The sequence below is a fragment of the Klebsiella pneumoniae genome, assembly GCF_000742135.1.
GTDB lineage: Bacteria > Pseudomonadota > Gammaproteobacteria > Enterobacterales > Enterobacteriaceae > Klebsiella > Klebsiella pneumoniae.
This window is the reverse complement of the sequence record NZ_KN046818.1, coordinates 3,928,203-3,947,086: the sequence shown is the minus strand read 5'-3', so window position 1 is coordinate 3,947,086 and position 18,884 is coordinate 3,928,203. Positions and strand designations below refer to the sequence as shown.

The following is an 18,884-nucleotide window of genomic DNA, read 5'->3' as shown; positions in this document are numbered from 1 at the left end:
CTATCAATTACACACTATTACTCCAGCTGCTGAAGCTCTCCCTGAGGGGTTACCCGCCAGCGATGCTGGCAAAAGCCGAGCAATGGATTATCCTGCTCACTATCGCTATAGCCGCTATACAGCCGCAGCGGGGCGCCAATCTTTTTCTCCAGCTGTACCACCTTTTCATGCCCCAGGCAGCGCAGGGTCAATACCCAGCCGCCCCAGCGGCGCGCGGTGCGGCTGGCTATCAGATTCACCCGCGGCAACCAGAGGGTATCGCGATAGACCTGCTCCACCAGCGACTGCGGCGAGCCGGTGATCAACCAGACGTCGGCATCGGTGCTGGTCAGGTAGGCGGTAAGCCGCGCATGAACTACCGGAAACGCCGTCACATGATGGCGAAACCAGCCGACAAACTCCGCTTCCAGCCGCTTCAGCACCGCCTCGCGGCGGCCAAAGGTTGTCGCCCACAGCAGGAGGCTCATCGGCCAGCGCGCCGCCCGTCCGCTCACTGCCAGTCCGGCAAGGATCACCGGCCCCATCGGCACCACCAGCAACAGGTTCAGCGGCAAATGGCGCAGCAGATAGCGCAGAAAACTGCCGAACATATCCTGTTGGTGTAAGGTTCCGTCCAGATCGAAAAACACCACTCTCCGTTCAGTGTGCTGCAAACTGCCTCCTTTATCTCAGAACTCGCTTCTCGTTAGGGTAAGCTTAACAGCCTGACGCCATGTCGAGGGAAAACATCCCCTGCCGTTAAGAAAGAATTAAAGTAGCAGGCGAAGGAAAAATTGTGGCTTAAGAATTTTTAATTCATGGTATACCCCTTATAATCGAATAAAAATTCTGTCAGTCACGAGCCGGACGGCTCCAGCGGAGCTCCAATGAACTGTTTAACGCGTATTCGTCAGCGCTATCCCACCCTGGCGGCGAGCGACAAAAAGTTGGCCGATTATATTCTAAGCCAGCCCGATGAGACCCGGCACCTCAGCTCGCAGCAGCTGGCGGCGGAAGCCGGTGTGAGTCAGTCCAGCGTGGTTAAGTTTGCCCAGAAGCTGGGATTCAAAGGCTTTCCGGCGCTGAAGCTGGCCCTTAGTGAAGCGCTGGCGAGTAGCCCGGATCCGCACTCCGTCCCGGTGCATAACCACATTCGCGGTGACGATCCGCTGCGTCTGGTCGGCGAGAAACTCATTAAAGACAATGTCGCCGCCATGCATGCCTCGCTGGACGTCAACACTGAAGAGACGCTACGGGAAGCCGTCACGCTGCTGCGCAACGCCCGGCGAGTGATCGTCACCGGGATTGGCGCCTCCGGCCTGGTGGCGCGTAACTTTAGCTGGAAGCTGATGAAGATCGGCATCAACGCTGTTTCTGAGCAGGATATGCATGCCCTGCTGGCAACGGTGCAGGCCATGTCCAGCGACGATCTTCTGCTGGCGATCTCTTACTCCGGCGAGCGCCGGGAGATCAATATGGCGGCCGGTGAAGCGCTGCGCGTCGGCTGTAAGATCCTGGCGATCACCGGGTTTAGCCCGAACGCCCTGCAACAGCAGGCGACCCACTGCCTGTATACTATCGCTGAAGAGCAGGCGACGCGCAGCGCGGCCATCTCCTCCACCAGCGCGCAAATGATGCTCACCGATCTGCTGTTTATGGGGCTGGTGCAGCAGGATCTGGAGCGGGCGCCGGAGCGCATTCGCCATAGCGAAGCGCTGGTGAAAAAGCTGGTCTGAGCAGAAAATGGGCGTATAATGCCCGCCCTGTTTGTGTTGTTTCTGAGACTTTCCTGATGGCGCTGTTAATTACCAAAAAATGCATCAACTGCGATATGTGCGAGCCGGAGTGCCCGAATGAGGCCATTTCGATGGGTGAGAGCATTTATGAGATTAACAGCGACCGCTGCACCGAGTGCGTGGGTCATTACGACACGCCAACCTGCCAGAAAGTGTGCCCGATCCCGAATACGATCCTGAAAGATCCGGCACACGTCGAGAGTGAAGAACAGCTGTGGGATAAATTCGTGCTGATGCACCACGCGGATAAAATTTAACCGCCCTCCTGGCTAGCTTTCGACAATCACCGTGGCGCAGGCGTAGTGGCGTTCATCAGCGAGAGTAACGTGAATAGCGCTTACTCCCATGCGTTCAGCTAAAAGGTTTGCTTCACCCCATAGCCGCAGCTTCGGCTTGCCCAGCTCGTCGTTGTAAACCTCGAACTGGTTAAACGCCAGCCCGTTACGGATCCCGGTTCCCAGCGCTTTCGCCGCCGCTTCCTTGACCGCAAAGCGTTTCGCCAGGAAACGCACCGGCTGCTGGTGCTGCTCCCAGATGCTCCATTCATGGTCGCTCAGCACCCGGCGGGCAAGGCGATCGCCGCTGCGGGCGATCACTGCTTCGATGCGGGCGATCTCGACGATGTCGGTACCCAACCCGAGAATGGCCATTAGCCGCGCGCTTCCAGCATCAGACGCTTCATTTCCGCCACCGCCTCTTTCAGGCCGCTCATCACCGCACGGCCAATAATCGCGTGACCGATATTCAGCTCATGCATTTCCGGCAGCGCAGCAATCGCTTTCACGTTGTGGTAGGTCAGACCGTGGCCGGCATTCACCTTCAGGCCGAGGCTGGCGGCGTAGGTGGCCGCTTTGGCAATACGTTCCAGCTCCCTGGCCTGCTCGGCGTCGGTTTTGGCATCGGCATAGCAGCCGGTGTGGATTTCGATATAGGGCGCGCCAACGTCTGCCGCCGCTTTGATCTGCGCTTGATCCGCATCGATAAACAGGGAGACCAGGATGCCGGCATCCGCCAGGCGTTGACAGGCATCGCGCATCTTGTCGCGCTGGCCGGCGACGTCCAGCCCGCCTTCGGTGGTCACTTCCTGACGCTTCTCCGGCACCAGGCAGCAGAAGTGCGGTTTGGTTTCGCAGGCGATCGTCAGCATCTCTTCGGTGACCGCCATTTCAAGATTCATGCGGGTGTGCAGCGTCTGGCGCAGGATACGCACATCGCGATCGGTAATATGGCGACGGTCTTCGCGCAGATGCACGGTAATGCCGTCGGCGCCGGCCTGTTCGGCAATGAAAGCCGCCTGAACCGGATCCGGGTAAGCGGTGCCGCGAGCGTTACGCAAGGTCGCGATATGGTCAATATTGACCCCTAACAATAATTCAGCCATGACAATCCTCGTTAATCATTATTCGTATTATCGGCTCGCGCCTTTCGCGCGGGCATAAACTGGCGAAACAACTCCCGGCTCTTGAGCGGTTTGCCGCCGAGATAGGGCTTCAGGGCGATACGGGTAAAGCGCTTCGCGGCGCGCAGCGTATCAACATCAGGAAACTCGCGACTCGCCAATGCTTTCAAATGGTGCCCGGTAAACGTGTTGTTATCAATCACCAGGCTGGCAATAAAGCCTTTTTCTTCACGATAGCGGTAGGTCATGGTGTCGTCTACCGGCTCGCCGCTCCCGGCGCAGTGGAGAAAATCCACGCCATACCCCAGGTGCCCGAGCAGCGCCAGCTCAAAACGCCGCAGCGCGGGCTCCGGCGAGCCGCTGGCCCCGGCGAGCGCCTGAATGCAGTGCAGGTAGTCGAAAAAGAGTTCGGAGAAGCGTGTTTCGTGCTCCAGCACGCGGGAGATAAGCTCGTTAACGTAGAGACCGCTGTAGAGGGTGATGCCGCTGAGCGGCAGCGCCAGCGAAACGGCTTCCGCGCTGCGCAGGGTTTTGACTTCGCCGCGCCCGCCGAAGCGAACCAACAAGGGGGTAAAGGGCTGTAAAGCGCCTTTGAGATTAGAGCGTTTGGAGCGTGCGCCCTTGGCAACCAGGCGCACGCGACCGGATTCTTCCGTGAAGACGTCCAGCATCAGGCTGGTTTCGCTCCACGGACGGCTATGCAGGACAAAGGCGCGCTGCCATCCATCCACGTTGCGTTAACTCAGAGGTCGTCAACGTAACCGAGACTGCGCAGGGCGCGCTCGTCATCGGCCCAGCCGGATTTCACTTTCACCCACAGCTCGAGGTGCACCGGCGCTTCAAACATCTCCTGCATGTCCTTACGCGCTTCGATACCGATGGTTTTAATTTTGGCGCCTTTGTTGCCAATCACCATCTTTTTCTGCCCTTCGCGCTCGACGAGGATCAGGCCGTTGATATCGTAACCGCCGCGCTCGTTGCTGACGAAACGTTCGATTTCCACGGTGACGGAGTACGGCAGCTCAGCGCCGAGGAAACGCATCAGTTTTTCACGGATGATTTCGGAGGCCATAAAGCGTTGTGAGCGATCGGTAATATAATCTTCCGGGAAGTGATGGATCGCTTCCGGCAGATGCTTACGCACGATCGCCGCGATGGTATCAACGTTGGTGCCGGTTTCCGCTGAGATCGGTACGATATCGAGGAAATTCATCTGGCTAGCGAGGAACTGCAGGTGCGGTAACAGATCCGCTTTTTCCTGCACGTTATCCACCTTGTTGACCGCGAGGATCACCGGCGCTTTCGCGTCGCGCAGCTTGTTGAGCACCATCTCGTCGTCCTGCGTCCAGCGGGTGCCTTCCACCACGAAGATGACCAGTTCCACGTCGCCAATCGAACTGCTGGCTGCTTTGTTCATTAAGCGGTTAATGGCACGCTTCTCTTCCATATGCAGGCCCGGAGTATCAACGTAAATCGCCTGATACGGCCCTTCGGTATGGATACCGACGATGCGGTGACGGGTGGTCTGCGCTTTACGGGAGGTGATCGAGATCTTCTGCCCAAGCAGCTTGTTCAACAGCGTGGATTTGCCAACGTTTGGACGACCCACGATGGCGACAAACCCACAATAACTTTTTTCTTCGCTCATTCCAGCTCCAGCTTTTTCAGCGCCTGTTCGGCGGCAGCCTGCTCCGCCTTACGACGGCTGGAACCTGTGCCAACCACCGGTTCACTCAGGCCACTGACCTGGCAGTGGATAGTAAATTCCTGATCGTGCGCTTCGCCGCGAACCTGGACCACCAGGTAAGACGGCAGCGGCAGATGACGTCCCTGCAGATACTCCTGCAGACGCGTCTTCGGATCCTTTTGCTTATCGCCCGGACTGATTTCGTCCAGACGGGTCTGGTACCAGGAGAGGATTAAGCGTTCAACGTTCTGAATATCGCTGTCGAGGAAAACCCCGCCAATTAACGCTTCAACGGTATCCGCGAGAATCGATTCGCGACGGAAACCGCCGCTTTTCAGCTCTCCCGGCCCGAGGCGCAGACACTCGCCCAGCTCAAACTCGCGGGCGATCTCCGCCAGCGTGTTGCCGCGCACCAGCGTCGCGCGCATACGGCTCATATCGCCTTCATCGACACGAGGAAAGCGATGATACAGCGCATTCGCGATCACGAAACTTAAAATGGAGTCACCTAAAAATTCCAGGCGCTCATTATGTTTGCTGCTGGCACTGCGGTGAGTTAATGCCTGTTGCAACAGCTCCTGATGATGAAAAGTGTAGCCCAGCTTTCGTTGAAGCCGATTAATTACGATGGGGTTCATGCGTTACCAATAAATGAATGCGTCAAAGATGCAGCACACGAAACCGACCTGAGCATTCGCTTCAAACAGTAATTTGAAACAGACCAATACGCTTTCGTGTGCAGTGTCACCCGGCAGAGCGACAACCAAAAACTTCGGGGGGATATTCTATACGCAACGACACGGGATGTCGTTAGTTTGAATGGATTTAAATACTAAATAATTCACGCCGCTGCGATAACAGCAGCGACGTGAATTCAGCAGAGGAAATTAATGAATTCCACCAATGCGCGATAACCGCACGCCGGTCGGCCATTCACCTTCCTGCTTTTCAAAACTCATCCAGATAGCGGTTGCTTTTCCGACCAGGTTGGCTTCCGGCACAAAGCCCCAGTACCGGCTGTCGGCGCTGTTATCCCGGTTGTCGCCCATCATGAAGTACTGACCGGGCGGCACAATCCAGGTGGCCAGCGGCAGACCGGACTGATGGTAGTACATCCCAACCTGATCTTGGGCAATCGGCACCATCAGAATTCGGTGCGTCACGTCGCCCAATGTCTCCTGACGCTCGGTAAGACGAATGCCGTCGGCTTTGGTTTCGCCCTTCGGCAACTGCCAGAAACCGCTGCTCGCTTCGCCGCCGTTGCTGCGGGAGAAGGTCTGAACAAAATCGCTCGGCTCCACGTTGGAATAGGTCACCGGCAGCGCGTTGCCGCAGGCCTGTCCGGAACTGCAGCCCGGCTGAATAGTGACCTGTTTGGCAACCGGATCGTAGGTGACCTTATCACCCGGTAACCCCACCGCGCGCTTAATGTAGTCCAGACGCGGGTCTTCCGGATATTTAAACACCACGATGTCGCCGCGCTTCGGATGGCCGGTCTCGATCAGCGTTTTCTGGTAGATAGGATCTTTAATGCCGTAGGCAAATTTCTCCACCAGAATAAAATCGCCGATGAGCAGCGTTGGCATCATCGAACCTGAAGGGATCTGGAAAGGCTCATAAATAAATGAACGTACCACCAGAACGATCGCCAGCACCGGGAAAACCGATGCGCCGGTTTCCAGCCAGCCCGGTTTCGGGCCGACTTTCTTCAGCGTCTTCTTGTCCAGTTGCTCGCCGGTCGCTGCCTGAGCAGCGGCCTGACGTTCACGACGTTTCGGTGCAAAAATGAACTTGTCCAGGCACCATAAAACGCCCGTCACCAGGGTTGCAATCACCAGGATCAGGGCAAACATGTTCGCCATGCCAACTCCTTAGGGTTATTTGCCGTCTTTACCAACGTGCAGAATGGCGAGGAACGCTTCCTGCGGCAGCTCAACGTTACCGACCTGCTTCATACGCTTCTTACCTTCTTTCTGCTTCTGCAGCAGCTTTTTCTTACGGCTGACGTCGCCGCCGTAGCATTTCGCCAGGACGTTTTTACGCAGCTGTTTCACCGTAGAGCGCGCGATAATGTGGTTACCGATGGCCGCCTGAATCGCGATATCGAACTGCTGACGCGGAATCAGATCTTTCATCTTTTCCACCAGCTCGCGGCCGCGATACGGCGCGTTATCGTTGTGGGTGATCAGCGCCAGCGCATCGACGCGCTCACCGTTGATCAGCACATCGACGCGTACCATGTTCGACGCCTGGAAGCGTTTGAAGTTGTAGTCCAGCGACGCATAGCCGCGGGAGGTGGACTTCAGGCGGTCAAAGAAGTCGAGAACCACTTCCGCCATCGGAATTTCATAGGTCAGCGCCACCTGTTTACCGTGGTAAACCATGTTGGTCTGCACCCCACGCTTCTCGACACACAAGGTAATCACGTTGCCGAGGAACTCCTGCGGCAGCAGCATGTGACACTCGGCGATCGGCTCGCGCAGCTCCTGAATATTATTCAGCGGCGGCAGCTTGGACGGGCTGTCGACGTAGATAACTTCTTTGGAGGTGGTCTCTACTTCGTAGACTACCGTCGGCGCGGTGGTGATCAGGTCGAGATCGTATTCACGCTCCAGACGCTCCTGAATGATCTCCATGTGCAGCAGGCCGAGGAAGCCGCAGCGGAAGCCGAAGCCCAGCGCGGTAGAGCTTTCCGGCTCGTAGAACAGAGAGGCATCGTTAAGGCTCAGTTTGCCCAGCGCGTCGCGGAAAGCTTCATAATCATCGGAGCTCACCGGGAACAGGCCGGCATACACCTGCGGTTTCACCTTCTTAAAGCCAGGCAGCGCTTTGTCTGCCGGGTTGCGGGCGGCGGTCAGGGTATCGCCCACCGGCGCGCCGAGGATGTCTTTGATCGCGCAGACCAGCCAGCCTACCTCGCCGCATTTCAGCTCGGTACGGTCAACCTGTTTCGGGGTGAAGATGCCCAGACGATCAGCGTTATAGACCTGGCCGGTGCTCATGACCTTGATCTTGTCGCCCTTGCGCATGGTGCCGTTTTTAATCCGCACCAGCGACACCACGCCGAGGTAGTTATCGAACCAGGAGTCGATAATCAGCGCCTGCAGCGGCGCGTCCGGATCGCCTTCCGGCGGCGGGATATCGCGCACCAGACGCTCCAGCACGTCGGTCACGCCGACGCCGGTTTTCGCTGAGCAGCGCACCGCGTCGTGGGCGTCGATCCCGACGATATCTTCAATCTCGTCCGCTACGCGCTCAGGGTCGGCCGCAGGCAGGTCGATCTTGTTGAGTACCGGAACCACTTCGAGATCCATCTCCATGGCGGTGTAGCAGTTGGCCAGGGTCTGGGCTTCTACCCCCTGCCCGGCGTCTACCACCAGCAGCGCGCCTTCGCACGCGGCAAGAGAACGGGAAACTTCATAAGAGAAGTCTACGTGGCCCGGGGTGTCGATAAAGTTCAGCTGGTAGGTCTCACCGTCGCTGGCCTTATAGTCCAGGGTGACGCTCTGCGCCTTGATGGTGATCCCGCGTTCGCGCTCAAGATCCATGGAGTCCAGAACCTGGGCTTCCATTTCACGATCAGAAAGGCCACCGCAAATCTGGATGATACGGTCAGACAGCGTCGACTTACCGTGGTCGATGTGAGCGATGATCGAAAAGTTACGTATATTCTTCATATTTAGAGTTAATTATGCCTTACGAGTATCATGAGGCCGCTGTACTGTGCCTGACGTTTTTTAATCCGAAAACGCCGCATTCTACACTACATCCGCGAAACCAGGAAATGCTGTTAGATCCAGCATACCCGCAGAAATTGTGGCGTTGTAACAGGAAAGGTAAATAAAGATAAGGGCCAGTGAAATCACTGGCCCATGTCGGAGGAAGGCGTATCAACACGCAGCAGATCCGGCGGCAGTGCGACGTTCAAAATCACCGGCTGCCAGGACTGACGTGCCGCCAGTCGCGGCGACAGACCGCGCGCCACCAGGAAGCCGCCGACGCCGCCCAGCAGCGCGCCGCAAAGTGACGCAATATCGCTGGCAAACAGCACCTGAAAAATAGACGCCATTACAAACAGCCCCGCCAGCGGCGCCATATACACCAGCATCGCTGAGCCCAGCAGGCTGCTTTCAGCGATCCCCAGCTCCACTTTTTGCCCCGCGGCCAACGGCTGCTCGCAGGGCACGCTAATGGTATGGCTGGTCTGCGGCCCCAGCTTGTTTAGCACCCGGCTACCGCAGCCGGCACGGGAGGCGCAGCTGCTGCAGGAGGCTTTAACGTCGCAGTGCACCTGCGCCACGCCGTTATGCCAGGAAACCACGGTAGCCCACTCTTTAATCATTGTACTGCCTTGAATTTAATACTGTCAGAGATACGCTTCGCCGTCTGCGGCGGCAGCTCGCCCACTACGGTTATCTCCGCGTTATCGCGCACCGTCGTGCTGACGGTGCGTCGGCCGGTGCGCAACAGCTGGTCGCTGCTGGCCGCCGTGGCGCGGTTGATATTGATCGAGAAGCTGAACAAGCCGTCGGAATAGAGACGTGATTCTACCGGACCGTCAAAGGTGGGAAGACGGCGCTGGCTGCTGGAAACCTCAGTCACGCCCTGCGGGAGCCACGTCGGCGCCCAGTTGAAGTTGGCTTTGTCGCCTCCTTCAGGCACCGACAGCTGCGGCGGCAAATTCGCTTTTGCCAGCGTCTCCATGCTGGCGCTGACGTTATCGCCAACGTTGAAGGAGACGACCCGGAACTGCTCCAGCGTTTCCCCGTCGCGGTCGAGCAAATCGACGCGCAGCGGCAGCTTAGTTTCAGCATCCAGCCAGGCGATAAAGCTGTAGCGCGTGCCGTCGCGAGCCACGACGCGGATCACGTCGCAGAGGCGGTCAGCGATACGGGTACGGCCCACGGAAATAAAATCATACGCCGCGGAGAGGCGTTTGAAATCGCTATATACCAGCGATGGCAGCGAATCGACGATATAGTCGCCGTTCAGGGTGAACGGATCGAGACCGGGTTCAAAATAGCTGATTTCCGTGCCGCGCAGGACCACTTCCCGGCGCGGACCGTCCAGCTGCAGCAACTGCGCCAGCGGTTGGTTGTTCAGTCGCGCGTGACGATAGCGCAGCGACTCAACGCCTTGTTTGCTGATGCTAACAAAAGACAGCTCATAATTGAGAGACTGGCTGGCCAGGTTCATCTGCTGCAACAACGCCCCGGACGATGCATCAGCCGAGGCGTTGACAGAGAACAACAGGCTGCCTGCCATGAGCGACATGGCACACCAAAGTTGCTTCATTACTGCGATTGCGTTCCTAAAGTTTGATAGCCCGGTACCTGGACTGCGGCCTGCTGAGTCTGGGCCTGGCCAAACTGAAGCTGCTCAGCGTGCAGGCGGCGCTGCAGTTCGTAGTCCTGCAGCATGGCGTTAATTCGGCGGCGCTGTTCCTGGACCTGCGCCTGCTGGCCGCTTCCCGCTGACGCGTCAGCCGGCACGCCAAGACTTACCGGGCTTGCTTTACCCATCATGGGCAGCGTATTGAACACCGGCGCTTCTGGCTGCTGAGCGGAATCAGACTGACCATTATAGTGCTGGACGCCGACGATAACCGCAAGCGATACGCAGGCGGCAACGCCCATTTGAGTCAGGGAGCTGGCCCACGGACGCACCTTGTTCCAGAACGGCATCTGCCGCCACTGATGCGGTGCGGGCTGAGATTCAGGAATAAGCGGAGCCGTCTGACGAACGGGCTCATTTTCAATGGCGGCCATCACCCGGGCGGAGATATCAAATTGCAGCACCTCAGCGGTATCGCCACGCAGCGTATCGCGGATAAGGTGATAACTCTCCCAGGTTTTTTGCATCTCAGAAGAACGACTCAGCTCGTTGAGCAGTTCGTTATCCAGCGTTTCACCATCCATTAAAGCCGAAAGTTTTTCTTTCTGCATGCCTGATACCCTTTTCCAGTATTCCGCTATCGTCAACGCCTGATAAGCGGTTGAACTTTATTATCAATAGCTTCTCGCGCCCGGAAGATACGCGAACGCACCGTCCCAACCGGACAATCCATGATAGCGGCTATCTCTTCATAGCTCAGGCCATCCAGCTCCCGTAACGTAATTGCCATGCGTAAATCTTCCGGGAGCGATTCAATGGTACGAAAAACTATTTGTCTCAGTTCTTCTGACAACATTAAGTTCTCAGGGTTCGAAATTTCTTTCAACGCCCCGCCGCTTTCGAAGTTTTCCGCCTCGTTGGCGTCAACATCGCTGGACGGCGGACGGCGCCCCTGAGCAACCAGATAATTCTTCGCCGTGTTGACGGCGATACGGTATAACCAGGTGTAAAAAGCGCTATCTCCCCGGAAAGAGTCCAGCGCACGCCATGCCTTAACGAACGATTCCTGAACAACGTCAGCGATATCGCCCGGCGGTACATAGCGGGAAACCAGGCTCGCGACCTTATGCTGATAGCGCACTACCAGCAAATTAAACGCTTTCTGATCTCCTTTCTGGACCCGTTCAACAAGGACCTGATCCGTTAACTGCTCGCTCATCCGAGGTAATGTCTCCCCAAACCCAATTCCCATGCGTCTTCAAAACACCACCCAAAATCTGCATTATGAGCAAGCTGACTGTTGGAGTGCATGAAAACAATAAAGTTCCGTTACGCTTTTTGTTTTTTGTCTGGCAACGGCGGCAGATCGTTATCAATCATTATATGCCCAGGTTGCTAAACGATAGGTAAGTCAATAAGAAAAAGCGCAGGCCCGTCTGAAGGGTATCGTAACACGCCGTTTATTTCACTATAAAATCCAATGCCATCAACCTTCCCCGCGTCTCATTTTCAGCGCGCAAGACGCCGTTTCCGTTCGCCTTTTGTTTAGCCGTCACAACAGCAGACAAAAAAATTGTACGATTCCTCACGGACCGGTGCTATTGTGAGCTAAATGCGTTTAGTAAATTAAACAAAGACAATGAATACCACTCCTGACTTCTCTTGTGATGTGTTGATTATCGGCAGCGGCGCTGCCGGTCTTTCCCTTGCCCTGCGCCTGGCTGAGCACAGTTCGGTGACAGTGCTGAGTAAAGGGCCGATCAGCGAAGGTTCGACGTTCTACGCCCAGGGTGGGATTGCCGCCGTCTTCGATGAGACGGACAGTATTGAATCCCATGTCGAAGATACCCTCATCGCCGGCGCGGGGCTCTGCGATCGTCATGCGGTCACCTTCGTCGCCAGCAACGCCCGATCATGCGTCCAGTGGCTTATCGATCAGGGAGTGCTGTTTGACACCCAGGTCCAGGCCAATGGCGAAGAGAGCTATCATCTCACGCGCGAAGGGGGGCACAGCCATCGGCGCATTCTTCACGCCGCCGACGCCACCGGCAAAGCGGTAGAGACGACGCTGGTCGATAAAGCGCTTGCCCATCCTAATATCCGCATCCTTGAGCGCAGCAATGCCGTCGATTTGATCGTATCGGATAAGATTGGCCTGCCGGGCACCCGCCGGGTGGTCGGGGCATGGATCTGGAATCGTAATAAAGAGCGGGTGGAAACCTGCAGCGCGAAAGCCGTAGTACTCGCTACCGGCGGGGCCGCGAAGGTTTATCAATATACCACTAACCCCGACGTCTCTTCCGGAGACGGGATTGCGATGGCCTGGCGGGCGGGATGTCGGGTGGCGAATCTGGAGTTTAACCAGTTCCACCCCACCGCGCTATATCACCCCCAGGCGCGTAATTTCCTGCTTACTGAAGCGCTGCGCGGCGAAGGCGCCCACCTTAAACGCCCGGATGGCACCCGCTTTATGCCGGACTTTGACGAGCGCGGCGAGCTGGCCCCGCGCGATATCGTCGCCCGCGCCATCGACCATGAAATGAAGCGACTGGGCGTAGACTGTATGTTCCTTGATATCAGCCATAAACCCGAGGCGTTTGTTCGCCAGCATTTCCCGATGATTTATGAAAAGCTGCTCGGCCTGGGAATTGATTTAACCAAAGATCCGGTGCCGGTCGTCCCCGCCGCGCATTACACCTGCGGCGGCGTGATGGTGGATGATAATGGCCGCACCGACGTCGATGGTTTATACGCCATCGGCGAAGTCAGCTACACCGGGCTGCACGGCGCGAATCGTATGGCGTCGAACTCGTTGCTGGAGTGCCTGGTCTATGGCTGGTCCGCCGCGGAGGATATTACCCGGCGCCTGCCGCTCGCTCAGAAGGTCGCCACGCTGCCAGCATGGGATGAAAGTCAGGTGGAGATCCCGGATGAACTGGTGGTTATCCAGCACAACTGGCACGAACTGCGCCTGCTGATGTGGGATTACGTGGGGATTGTGCGCACCACCCGCAGGCTGGAGCGCGCCCTGCGGCGCATTACCATGCTCCAGCAGGAGCTGGATGAGTATTACGCCCGCTTCCGCGTCTCGAATAATTTGCTGGAACTGCGCAATCTGGTGCAGGTGGCGGAGCTTATCGTACGCTGCGCGATGTTGCGTAAGGAGAGCCGCGGTCTGCATTATACCCTCGACTATCCGCAGCCGCTGCCTGACAGCGGCCCGTCGATACTCTCGCCCCTGGCTCACATAAAGAGATAAAAGTCCTCGGTCAGAGCGGTAAAGCCTTCCGAATATTGCTGCTCTGGCCCGCGGATCGCCAGCCTGTCGCTGAAACACTCCCCTGCCGTCGGGGAGAAAGCCAGCAGCACCCGATGCGGCGGTCGCAGCTCGGTCTCCGCCACGTCAGTACGCAGTCGCAGATGCCAGCCCATCGCCCTTGCCCGTTCGATGAACGCATTACCAATATCCACCGGCAACACCACGCAAAAAAAACCTTCTTCGGTAATATGCTCTGCGGCACAGGTCAGCAGGGAGGCGTGATCGAGCGTCGTGGTGTACCGCGCCTGCTCTCGCTGCGAGGTCGCGCATGGCACGCCTTCGGCAAAAAAGGGCGGATTACTGATTATCAGTTCATAGCGTCGAGTTTGCGACGGCTGCCACTGATGAATATCGGCCTGCCAGACCTCAATCCGCGAAGCCCACGGCGACGCGAGGGCGTTTTCCCGCGCCTGAGCGGCGGCCTCTTCGTCCAGTTCTACCGCCTCGACATGCACATCATCTCCGGTACGCTGCGCGAGCATCAGCGCCAGCAGGCCGCTGCCCGCGCCAATATCCAGCACATGCTTCACTCCGGCAATCGGCGCCCAGGCGCCCAGCAAAATGCCGTCGGTACCCACCTTCATGGCGCAGCGATCGTGAGCGACAAAGAACCGTTTGAAGGTAAAACCATTGCGCGGCAGCGCAAACTTCGACTGAGACATCCTCAATAACCTTGCCGACAAAAACTCCTGAACCTAAGGCTATGCACAATACCGGAGAACAGATAGCCTTACAAACAGATGAACATTACGTCAGTAACGTCTATAATCGGCGGCCCACTCAGAGGTAGAACATGACTGTAACGACTTTTTCCGAACTTGAACTCGACGAAAACCTGCTGGAGGCCCTCCAGGATAAAGGTTTCACTCGCCCGACAGCCATTCAGGCCGCCGCTATTCCGCCTGCGCTCGATGGCCGTGACATTCTCGGTTCAGCGCCGACCGGCACCGGTAAAACGGCGGCGTATCTGCTGCCAGCGTTGCAGCACCTGCTCGATTTCCCGCGTAAGAAATCCGGCCCGCCGCGCATTCTTATCCTGACGCCGACCCGTGAGCTGGCGATGCAGGTGGCCGACCACGCCCGCGAGCTGGCGAAGCATACCCATCTGGACATTGCTACCATTACCGGCGGCGTGGCGTACATGAACCACGCGGAAGTGTTCAGCGAAAACCAGGACATCGTAGTCGCCACCACCGGTCGCCTGCTGCAATATATTAAAGAAGAGAATTTCGACTGCCGCGCCGTCGAGACCCTAATCCTCGATGAAGCCGACCGCATGCTGGATATGGGTTTTGCCCAGGATATCGAAACCATCGCCGGTGAAACTCGCTGGCGCAAGCAGACTATGCTGTTCTCCGCGACGCTGGAAGGCGATGCGATCAAAGACTTCGCTGAGCGTCTGCTGGAGGAGCCGGTTGAAGTTTCCGCCAATCCGTCAACCCGCGAGCGTAAGAAAATCCATCAGTGGTACTACCGCGCCGACGATATCGAACATAAAACCAAACTGCTGGTGAATCTGTTGCAACAGCCGGAAGCCACCCGCGCTATCGTGTTTGTGCGTAAGCGCGAGCGCGTGCATGAGCTGGCTAACTGGCTGCGTGAGGCCGGGATTAACACCTGCTGGCTGGAAGGCGAGATGGTGCAGGCCAAGCGAAACGAAGCTATCAAGCGCCTGACCGACGGCCGCGTCAACGTGCTGATCGCCACCGACGTCGCTGCCCGCGGTATCGATATTCCGGACGTCAGCCACGTCTTTAACTTCGATATGCCGCGTACCGCGGATACCTACCTGCACCGTATCGGTCGTACCGGCCGCGCCGGTAAAAAAGGGACCGCCATTTCTCTGGTCGAGGCTCATGACCACCTGCTGCTGGGTAAGATTGGTCGCTATATTGAAGAGCCGTTGAAAGCCAGAGTTATCGATGAACTGCGCCCGACGACCCGTGCGCCGAGCGAGAAGCTGACGGGTAAGCCATCGAAGAAAGTGCTGGCGAAGCGTGCGCAGAAGAAAAAAGATGAAAAAGAGAAACCGCGGGTGAAGAAGCGCCACCGCGATACGAAAAATATCGGTAAGCGCCGGAAGCCAAGCGCGGCCGGGACGCCATCAGCGTCCAGCGATGAGTAAAAAAAACGCCGGGATATCCCGGCGTTTTCACATCTGGCGTTAGCCTTACAGGCTTTCGGTAAAGGTACGGGCGATAACGTCGCGCTGCTGTTCCGGCGTCAGAGAGTTGAAGCGTACCGCGTAGCCGGAAACACGAATGGTCAGCTGCGGATATTTTTCCGGATGCTCAACCGCGTCCAGCAGGGTTTCGCGACGCAGCACGTTAACGTTCAGGTGCTGACCGCCTTCGACGCGCACTTCCGGTTTCACGTCCACCGGGATTTCACGGTATTCGATTTCACCCAGTTTGCTTACCGCAACCACATCATCTTCCGCAAAACCACCTTTGGCGCACAGGCAGCGCGCTTCGCCTTTTTCGCTATCCAGCAGCCAGAAAGAGTTGAGCAGGTCGTCGTTTGCCGCTTTAGTAATTTGGATACCAGTAATCATTTGATGCCTCCCAGGCAGTGTTTATTCGATTTTGGCCTCTTCGCGGCCAATTGGTAAAACCATTGTTGTATGAGTGTATATATATCAGCCGCCCCCTCGGCATTCCTTGATATAAATCAATAAAAACCACTCACCCAACGTGGGTATAGGAGGTTTTTATTGTTTTACATCAAGTTACGCCATTGTGAGCTATAAATAATTTTGTAAATTTTCAATTTTTTTTGCATAAAAGCCGGCATCAGGCCGTGCCGATTTTGTTCTATAGAAAGAAGCCGTTAAGCTATAGCGATGACCCTTTTGCAGGAGAGCAAGATGACCACCCCTTTAACCTGGCATGACGTGCTGGCGGATGAAAAGCAACAACCCTATTTTCTCAATACTCTGAAGACCGTCGCCGAAGAGCGCCAGTCCGGGATCACCATCTATCCACCGCAAAAAGACGTCTTCAATGCGTTTCGCTTTACTGAACTGGGCGATGTCAAAGTCGTCATTCTCGGCCAGGACCCCTATCACGGCCCGGGTCAGGCCCATGGTCTGGCGTTCTCAGTTCGTCCGGGCGTCGCGATCCCGCCTTCGTTGCTGAATATGTATAAAGAGCTGGAGGCCACGATCCCCGGCTTTACCCGCCCCACCCACGGTTATCTCGAAAGCTGGGCACGACAGGGCGTGCTGCTGCTGAATACGGTCCTGACCGTCCGCGCCGGACAGGCGCACTCGCACGCCAGTCTGGGCTGGGAGACCTTTACCGATAAGGTTATCGCTTTAATCAATGAGCATTGCGAGGGAGTAGTTTTTCTGCTGTGGGGCTCCCATGCGCAGAAGAAAGGCGCGATTATCGATCGTCAGCGCCACTGCGTGCTGAAGGCGCCGCATCCATCACCGCTCTCTGCGCATCGCGGCTTCTTTGGCTGCAACCATTTCGTACAGACCAACCAGTGGCTGGTTGACCGCGGCGAAACGCCGATCGACTGGATGCCGGTCCTTCCCGCTGAAAGCGAGTGATTGACAGCCATAAAAAAAGCCAGCATCAGCTGGCTTTTTTGCATTCAGGCAGGCGAATCACGCCTTGTTCTGACGCCACCATTCCGCCAGCAGGACGCCGGTCGCCACAGAGACGTTCAGGCTTTCAACGTTGCCGGTACCGTCGATGGCAACGCTGAGATCGGCGCTGGAAATCGCCGCATCGGACAGACCATCACGTTCCTGGCCTAACGCCAGCACCATTTTCTTCGGCAGCTCGGCTTTAAACAGCGGGGTACCATTATGGCTGGACGTTGAGACAATCGCGTAGCCCGCTTTGCGGAACTGATCGAGGGTATCGATAAAGCTGTCGCCAGTGATCGGTTCAACATGCTCCGCACCGCCCTCCGCCGTACGGATCGCCGCCCCGGACTCCAGCACGCCAGCATCCTGAACCACCACGCCCTTCACGCCAAAGTGCGCGCAGCTGCGCATGATCGCCCCGAGATTATGTGGGTTACCCACATCTTCCAGCGCCAGAACGCAATCTTCTTCCCCGGCCTTCGCGACCCATTGAGCAACAGAAGTGCCGTGGCGTTTTTTGATCAGGAAGCAGACGCCGCCGTGGTGCTCGGTGCCGGAGGCTTTCGCCAGCTCGGCTTCGTCCACCACGTGATAGGCCTTACGGTTGGCCGCCATCCAGCGCAGCGCCTCTTTAAAGCGCGGCGTCACGCTCTGAATAAACCAGGCGCGAACGATAGCTTCCGGACGGCTCTGGAACAGCGCCTGGCAGGCGTTTTCGCCATATACGCGGGTCTCTTCCGCACGCTGACGACGCAGCACTTCCGGATCGATAAAGCTCTTCCCGCTGATCCCGCCGTGATCTTCTTTTACCGGCGTCTCATCGCCAGGAGCGCGGGAAACGGTACGCCACGGAGACGCATCGTCGCGATGAAAATCATCGCGTTTGCGATCGTCACGCTTACGGTCGTCACGTTTGCGATCGTCGCCGCGGCTGTTTCGTTCGTCACGCGCAGGGCGGCTGCGGCCGTCAACACGAGATTTTCCTGGACGACCTCCCCCTTTCCCGGTACGTGGGTTATGGGTGCGTTTGTCAGAATCATCATCACTGCGGACATACATCACTTTGACCTTGCCGCTTTTATTTTTCAGTTCGTCGCTCATCAATTTTCTCCACCTGCGCTGCGCGAAGCGCGCAGATTACCCGATGTGCCATCGCTTCGCCATGATTTCGTTTAAAAGCCGGCCTCTATTGCACTCATCGAACAAAACGCATTGTCCTCAAATAACACTTCATCGATAATATGTAACATCACAGAAACATATCGGCCACGTGCCACGTTGCAACCCATAACCAGAGGTTAGTTATGAATACCGTTTGTGCCAGTTGTCAGGCTCTGAACCGCCTCCCGGACGATCGTAGCGCGGATGGCGCAAAGTGCGGACGCTGCGGTCACGATCTTTTTGACGGCGACGTCATCAACGCGACCGGGGCAACGCTGGATAAACTCTTGAAGGACGATCTGCCGGTCGTTGTCGATTTCTGGGCGCCATGGTGCGGACCCTGCCGTAGCTTCGCGCCGATCTTTGAAGACGTCGCGGAAGAGCGTAGCGGGAAGATGCGTTTTGTGAAAGTCAACACCGAAGCGGAACGTGAGCTTAGCGCCCGGTTTCGTATCCGCAGCATCCCGACCATTATGATGTTCAAAAATGGCGAAGTGATCGACATGCTCAATGGCGCAGTGCCAAAAGCGCCATTCGATAGCTGGCTTAACGAAGCCGGCCAACAATAACCCTTCCGGGGCACCGCTTGTGCCCCGTTTTCACCTCTGCGA

At 57.0% G+C, this 18,884-nt stretch carries 22 protein-coding genes; 6 read left to right on the top strand and 16 right to left on the bottom strand.

Annotated features, from left to right (window positions below):
- Nucleotides 1-17 precede the first annotated feature (17 nt).
- Nucleotides 18-653, bottom strand: coding sequence for a phosphatidylglycerophosphatase C (yfhb, locus tag DR88_RS06970; RefSeq protein WP_002914050.1), 636 nt, complete (start codon nucleotides 651-653; stop codon nucleotides 18-20).
- Between the two features lie 213 nt (nucleotides 654-866).
- On the opposite strand from yfhb, the gene DR88_RS06975 reads away from it, so the two are divergent.
- Nucleotides 867-1,715 carry a MurR/RpiR family transcriptional regulator gene (locus DR88_RS06975; protein WP_004144349.1) on the top strand — a complete coding sequence of 283 codons (849 nt, stop codon included), beginning with the start codon at nucleotides 867-869 and terminating at the stop codon, nucleotides 1,713-1,715.
- Between the two features lie 56 nt (nucleotides 1,716-1,771).
- A complete protein-coding gene (locus tag DR88_RS06980; RefSeq protein ID WP_004888420.1) occupies nucleotides 1,772-2,032 on the top strand; it encodes a YfhL family 4Fe-4S dicluster ferredoxin in 261 nt (86 codons plus the stop codon).
- 12 nt (nucleotides 2,033-2,044) lie between these two features.
- Here DR88_RS06980 and acpS read toward each other — a convergent pair whose 3' ends face one another.
- From acpS to rseD, 12 genes are all read right to left on the bottom strand, one after another.
- On the bottom strand, nucleotides 2,045-2,425 hold the full coding sequence (gene acpS / locus DR88_RS06985; protein ID WP_004144351.1) for a holo-ACP synthase: 381 nt from the start codon (nucleotides 2,423-2,425) through the stop codon (nucleotides 2,045-2,047).
- On the bottom strand, nucleotides 2,425-3,156 hold the full coding sequence (gene pdxJ, locus DR88_RS06990; RefSeq protein WP_004144352.1) for a pyridoxine 5'-phosphate synthase: 732 nt from the start codon (nucleotides 3,154-3,156) through the stop codon (nucleotides 2,425-2,427). The genes acpS and pdxJ overlap by 1 nt, the downstream gene beginning before the upstream one ends.
- 11 nt (nucleotides 3,157-3,167) lie before the next feature.
- Nucleotides 3,168-3,905, bottom strand: a complete 738-nt coding sequence (gene recO / locus DR88_RS06995; protein ID WP_002914062.1) for a DNA repair protein RecO — start codon at nucleotides 3,903-3,905, stop codon at nucleotides 3,168-3,170.
- Nucleotides 3,906-3,916: 11 nt separating this feature from the next.
- The gene (gene era / locus DR88_RS07000; protein WP_002914063.1) at nucleotides 3,917-4,822 is read right to left on the bottom strand and encodes a GTPase Era; all 906 of its coding nucleotides are present in this window, start codon (nucleotides 4,820-4,822) and stop codon (nucleotides 3,917-3,919) included.
- Nucleotides 4,819-5,499 carry a ribonuclease III gene (gene rnc / locus DR88_RS07005; RefSeq protein WP_002914065.1) on the bottom strand — a complete coding sequence of 227 codons (681 nt, stop codon included), beginning with the start codon at nucleotides 5,497-5,499 and terminating at the stop codon, nucleotides 4,819-4,821. The genes era and rnc overlap by 4 nt, the downstream gene beginning before the upstream one ends.
- 249 nt (nucleotides 5,500-5,748) lie before the next feature.
- Nucleotides 5,749-6,723, bottom strand: a complete 975-nt coding sequence (gene lepB / locus DR88_RS07010; RefSeq protein WP_002914067.1) for a signal peptidase I — start codon at nucleotides 6,721-6,723, stop codon at nucleotides 5,749-5,751.
- Between the two features lie 15 nt (nucleotides 6,724-6,738).
- Nucleotides 6,739-8,538 (bottom strand): translation elongation factor 4, encoded by a 1,800-nt coding sequence (lepA, locus tag DR88_RS07015; protein WP_002914069.1) that lies wholly within the window; start codon nucleotides 8,536-8,538, stop codon nucleotides 6,739-6,741.
- Nucleotides 8,539-8,723: 185 nt separating this feature from the next.
- On the bottom strand, nucleotides 8,724-9,203 hold the full coding sequence (gene rseC, locus DR88_RS07020) for a SoxR-reducing system protein RseC (RefSeq protein ID WP_004144354.1): 480 nt from the start codon (nucleotides 9,201-9,203) through the stop codon (nucleotides 8,724-8,726).
- Nucleotides 9,200-10,156, bottom strand: a complete 957-nt coding sequence (gene rseB / locus DR88_RS07025; RefSeq protein WP_004149365.1) for a sigma-E factor regulatory protein RseB — start codon at nucleotides 10,154-10,156, stop codon at nucleotides 9,200-9,202. The genes rseC and rseB overlap by 4 nt, the downstream gene beginning before the upstream one ends.
- A complete protein-coding gene (gene rseA / locus DR88_RS07030) occupies nucleotides 10,156-10,806 on the bottom strand; it encodes an anti-sigma-E factor RseA (protein ID WP_002914072.1) in 651 nt (216 codons plus the stop codon). The genes rseB and rseA overlap by 1 nt, the downstream gene beginning before the upstream one ends.
- A 32-nt stretch (nucleotides 10,807-10,838) precedes the next feature.
- On the bottom strand, nucleotides 10,839-11,414 hold the full coding sequence (rpoE, locus tag DR88_RS07035) for an RNA polymerase sigma factor RpoE (protein WP_002914074.1): 576 nt from the start codon (nucleotides 11,412-11,414) through the stop codon (nucleotides 10,839-10,841).
- Nucleotides 11,411-11,506 (bottom strand): rpoE leader peptide RseD, encoded by a 96-nt coding sequence (gene rseD / locus DR88_RS31760; protein ID WP_121980491.1) that lies wholly within the window; start codon nucleotides 11,504-11,506, stop codon nucleotides 11,411-11,413. Before rseD ends, rpoE begins: the two co-directional genes overlap by 4 nt.
- Before the next feature lie 328 nt (nucleotides 11,507-11,834).
- On the opposite strand from rseD, the gene nadB reads away from it, so the two are divergent.
- Nucleotides 11,835-13,454 carry an L-aspartate oxidase gene (gene nadB / locus DR88_RS07040; RefSeq protein WP_004144357.1) on the top strand — a complete coding sequence of 540 codons (1,620 nt, stop codon included), beginning with the start codon at nucleotides 11,835-11,837 and terminating at the stop codon, nucleotides 13,452-13,454.
- Here nadB and trmN read toward each other — a convergent pair.
- Nucleotides 13,439-14,176, bottom strand: coding sequence for a tRNA(1)(Val) (adenine(37)-N(6))-methyltransferase TrmN (trmN, locus tag DR88_RS07045; RefSeq protein WP_002914079.1), 738 nt, complete (start codon nucleotides 14,174-14,176; stop codon nucleotides 13,439-13,441). The two genes, nadB and trmN, sit on opposite strands and share 16 nt — an antisense overlap.
- 131 nt (nucleotides 14,177-14,307) lie before the next feature.
- Between trmN and srmB the strand changes: the two genes are divergently transcribed.
- On the top strand, nucleotides 14,308-15,639 hold the full coding sequence (srmB, locus tag DR88_RS07050; RefSeq protein ID WP_002914082.1) for an ATP-dependent RNA helicase SrmB: 1,332 nt from the start codon (nucleotides 14,308-14,310) through the stop codon (nucleotides 15,637-15,639).
- Nucleotides 15,640-15,684: 45 nt separating this feature from the next.
- Here the strand turns inward: srmB and grcA are convergent, their stop codons facing one another.
- A complete protein-coding gene (gene grcA / locus DR88_RS07055) occupies nucleotides 15,685-16,068 on the bottom strand; it encodes an autonomous glycyl radical cofactor GrcA (protein ID WP_002914084.1) in 384 nt (127 codons plus the stop codon).
- A gap of 312 nt (nucleotides 16,069-16,380) precedes the next feature.
- Here grcA and ung point away from each other — a divergent pair, with 312 nt between their 5' ends.
- The gene (gene ung, locus DR88_RS07060) at nucleotides 16,381-17,070 is read left to right on the top strand and encodes a uracil-DNA glycosylase (RefSeq protein ID WP_002914088.1); all 690 of its coding nucleotides are present in this window, start codon (nucleotides 16,381-16,383) and stop codon (nucleotides 17,068-17,070) included.
- A 57-nt stretch (nucleotides 17,071-17,127) separates the two neighbouring features.
- Here the strand turns inward: ung and DR88_RS07065 are convergent, their stop codons facing one another.
- Nucleotides 17,128-18,213, bottom strand: coding sequence for a tRNA/rRNA methyltransferase (locus tag DR88_RS07065; protein ID WP_002914089.1), 1,086 nt, complete (start codon nucleotides 18,211-18,213; stop codon nucleotides 17,128-17,130).
- 203 nt (nucleotides 18,214-18,416) lie between these two features.
- On the opposite strand from DR88_RS07065, the gene trxC reads away from it, so the two are divergent.
- Entirely contained in the window at nucleotides 18,417-18,842 is a 426-nt protein-coding gene (gene trxC / locus DR88_RS07070; protein WP_002914091.1) for a thioredoxin TrxC, read from the top strand.
- Nucleotides 18,843-18,884 lie beyond the last annotated feature (42 nt).

Bases quoted from the DNA above. Each gene is read 5' to 3' on its own strand.
- rpoE (WP_002914074.1), bottom strand. From the start codon at position 11,414: ATGAGCGAGCAGTTAACGGATCAGGTCCTTGTTGAACGGGTCCAGAAA.
- nadB (WP_004144357.1), top strand. From the start codon at position 11,835: ATGAATACCACTCCTGACTTCTCTTGTGATGTGTTGATTATCGGCAGC.
- era (WP_002914063.1), bottom strand. From the start codon at position 4,822: ATGAGCGAAGAAAAAAGTTATTGTGGGTTTGTCGCCATCGTGGGTCGT.
- rseD (WP_121980491.1), bottom strand. From the start codon at position 11,506: ATGCACTCCAACAGTCAGCTTGCTCATAATGCAGATTTTGGGTGGTGT.
- rnc (WP_002914065.1), bottom strand. From the start codon at position 5,499: ATGAACCCCATCGTAATTAATCGGCTTCAACGAAAGCTGGGCTACACT.
- rseB (WP_004149365.1), bottom strand. From the start codon at position 10,156: ATGAAGCAACTTTGGTGTGCCATGTCGCTCATGGCAGGCAGCCTGTTG.
- trmN (WP_002914079.1), bottom strand. From the start codon at position 14,176: ATGTCTCAGTCGAAGTTTGCGCTGCCGCGCAATGGTTTTACCTTCAAA.
- pdxJ (WP_004144352.1), bottom strand. From the start codon at position 3,156: ATGGCTGAATTATTGTTAGGGGTCAATATTGACCATATCGCGACCTTG.
- lepB (WP_002914067.1), bottom strand. From the start codon at position 6,723: ATGGCGAACATGTTTGCCCTGATCCTGGTGATTGCAACCCTGGTGACG.
- DR88_RS06975 (WP_004144349.1), top strand. From the start codon at position 867: ATGAACTGTTTAACGCGTATTCGTCAGCGCTATCCCACCCTGGCGGCG.
- grcA (WP_002914084.1), bottom strand. From the start codon at position 16,068: ATGATTACTGGTATCCAAATTACTAAAGCGGCAAACGACGACCTGCTC.
- srmB (WP_002914082.1), top strand. From the start codon at position 14,308: ATGACTGTAACGACTTTTTCCGAACTTGAACTCGACGAAAACCTGCTG.
- rseA (WP_002914072.1), bottom strand. From the start codon at position 10,806: ATGCAGAAAGAAAAACTTTCGGCTTTAATGGATGGTGAAACGCTGGAT.
- ung (WP_002914088.1), top strand. From the start codon at position 16,381: ATGACCACCCCTTTAACCTGGCATGACGTGCTGGCGGATGAAAAGCAA.
- DR88_RS06980 (WP_004888420.1), top strand. From the start codon at position 1,772: ATGGCGCTGTTAATTACCAAAAAATGCATCAACTGCGATATGTGCGAG.
- rseC (WP_004144354.1), bottom strand. From the start codon at position 9,203: ATGATTAAAGAGTGGGCTACCGTGGTTTCCTGGCATAACGGCGTGGCG.
- trxC (WP_002914091.1), top strand. From the start codon at position 18,417: ATGAATACCGTTTGTGCCAGTTGTCAGGCTCTGAACCGCCTCCCGGAC.
- DR88_RS07065 (WP_002914089.1), bottom strand. From the start codon at position 18,213: ATGAGCGACGAACTGAAAAATAAAAGCGGCAAGGTCAAAGTGATGTAT.
- acpS (WP_004144351.1), bottom strand. From the start codon at position 2,425: ATGGCCATTCTCGGGTTGGGTACCGACATCGTCGAGATCGCCCGCATC.
- lepA (WP_002914069.1), bottom strand. From the start codon at position 8,538: ATGAAGAATATACGTAACTTTTCGATCATCGCTCACATCGACCACGGT.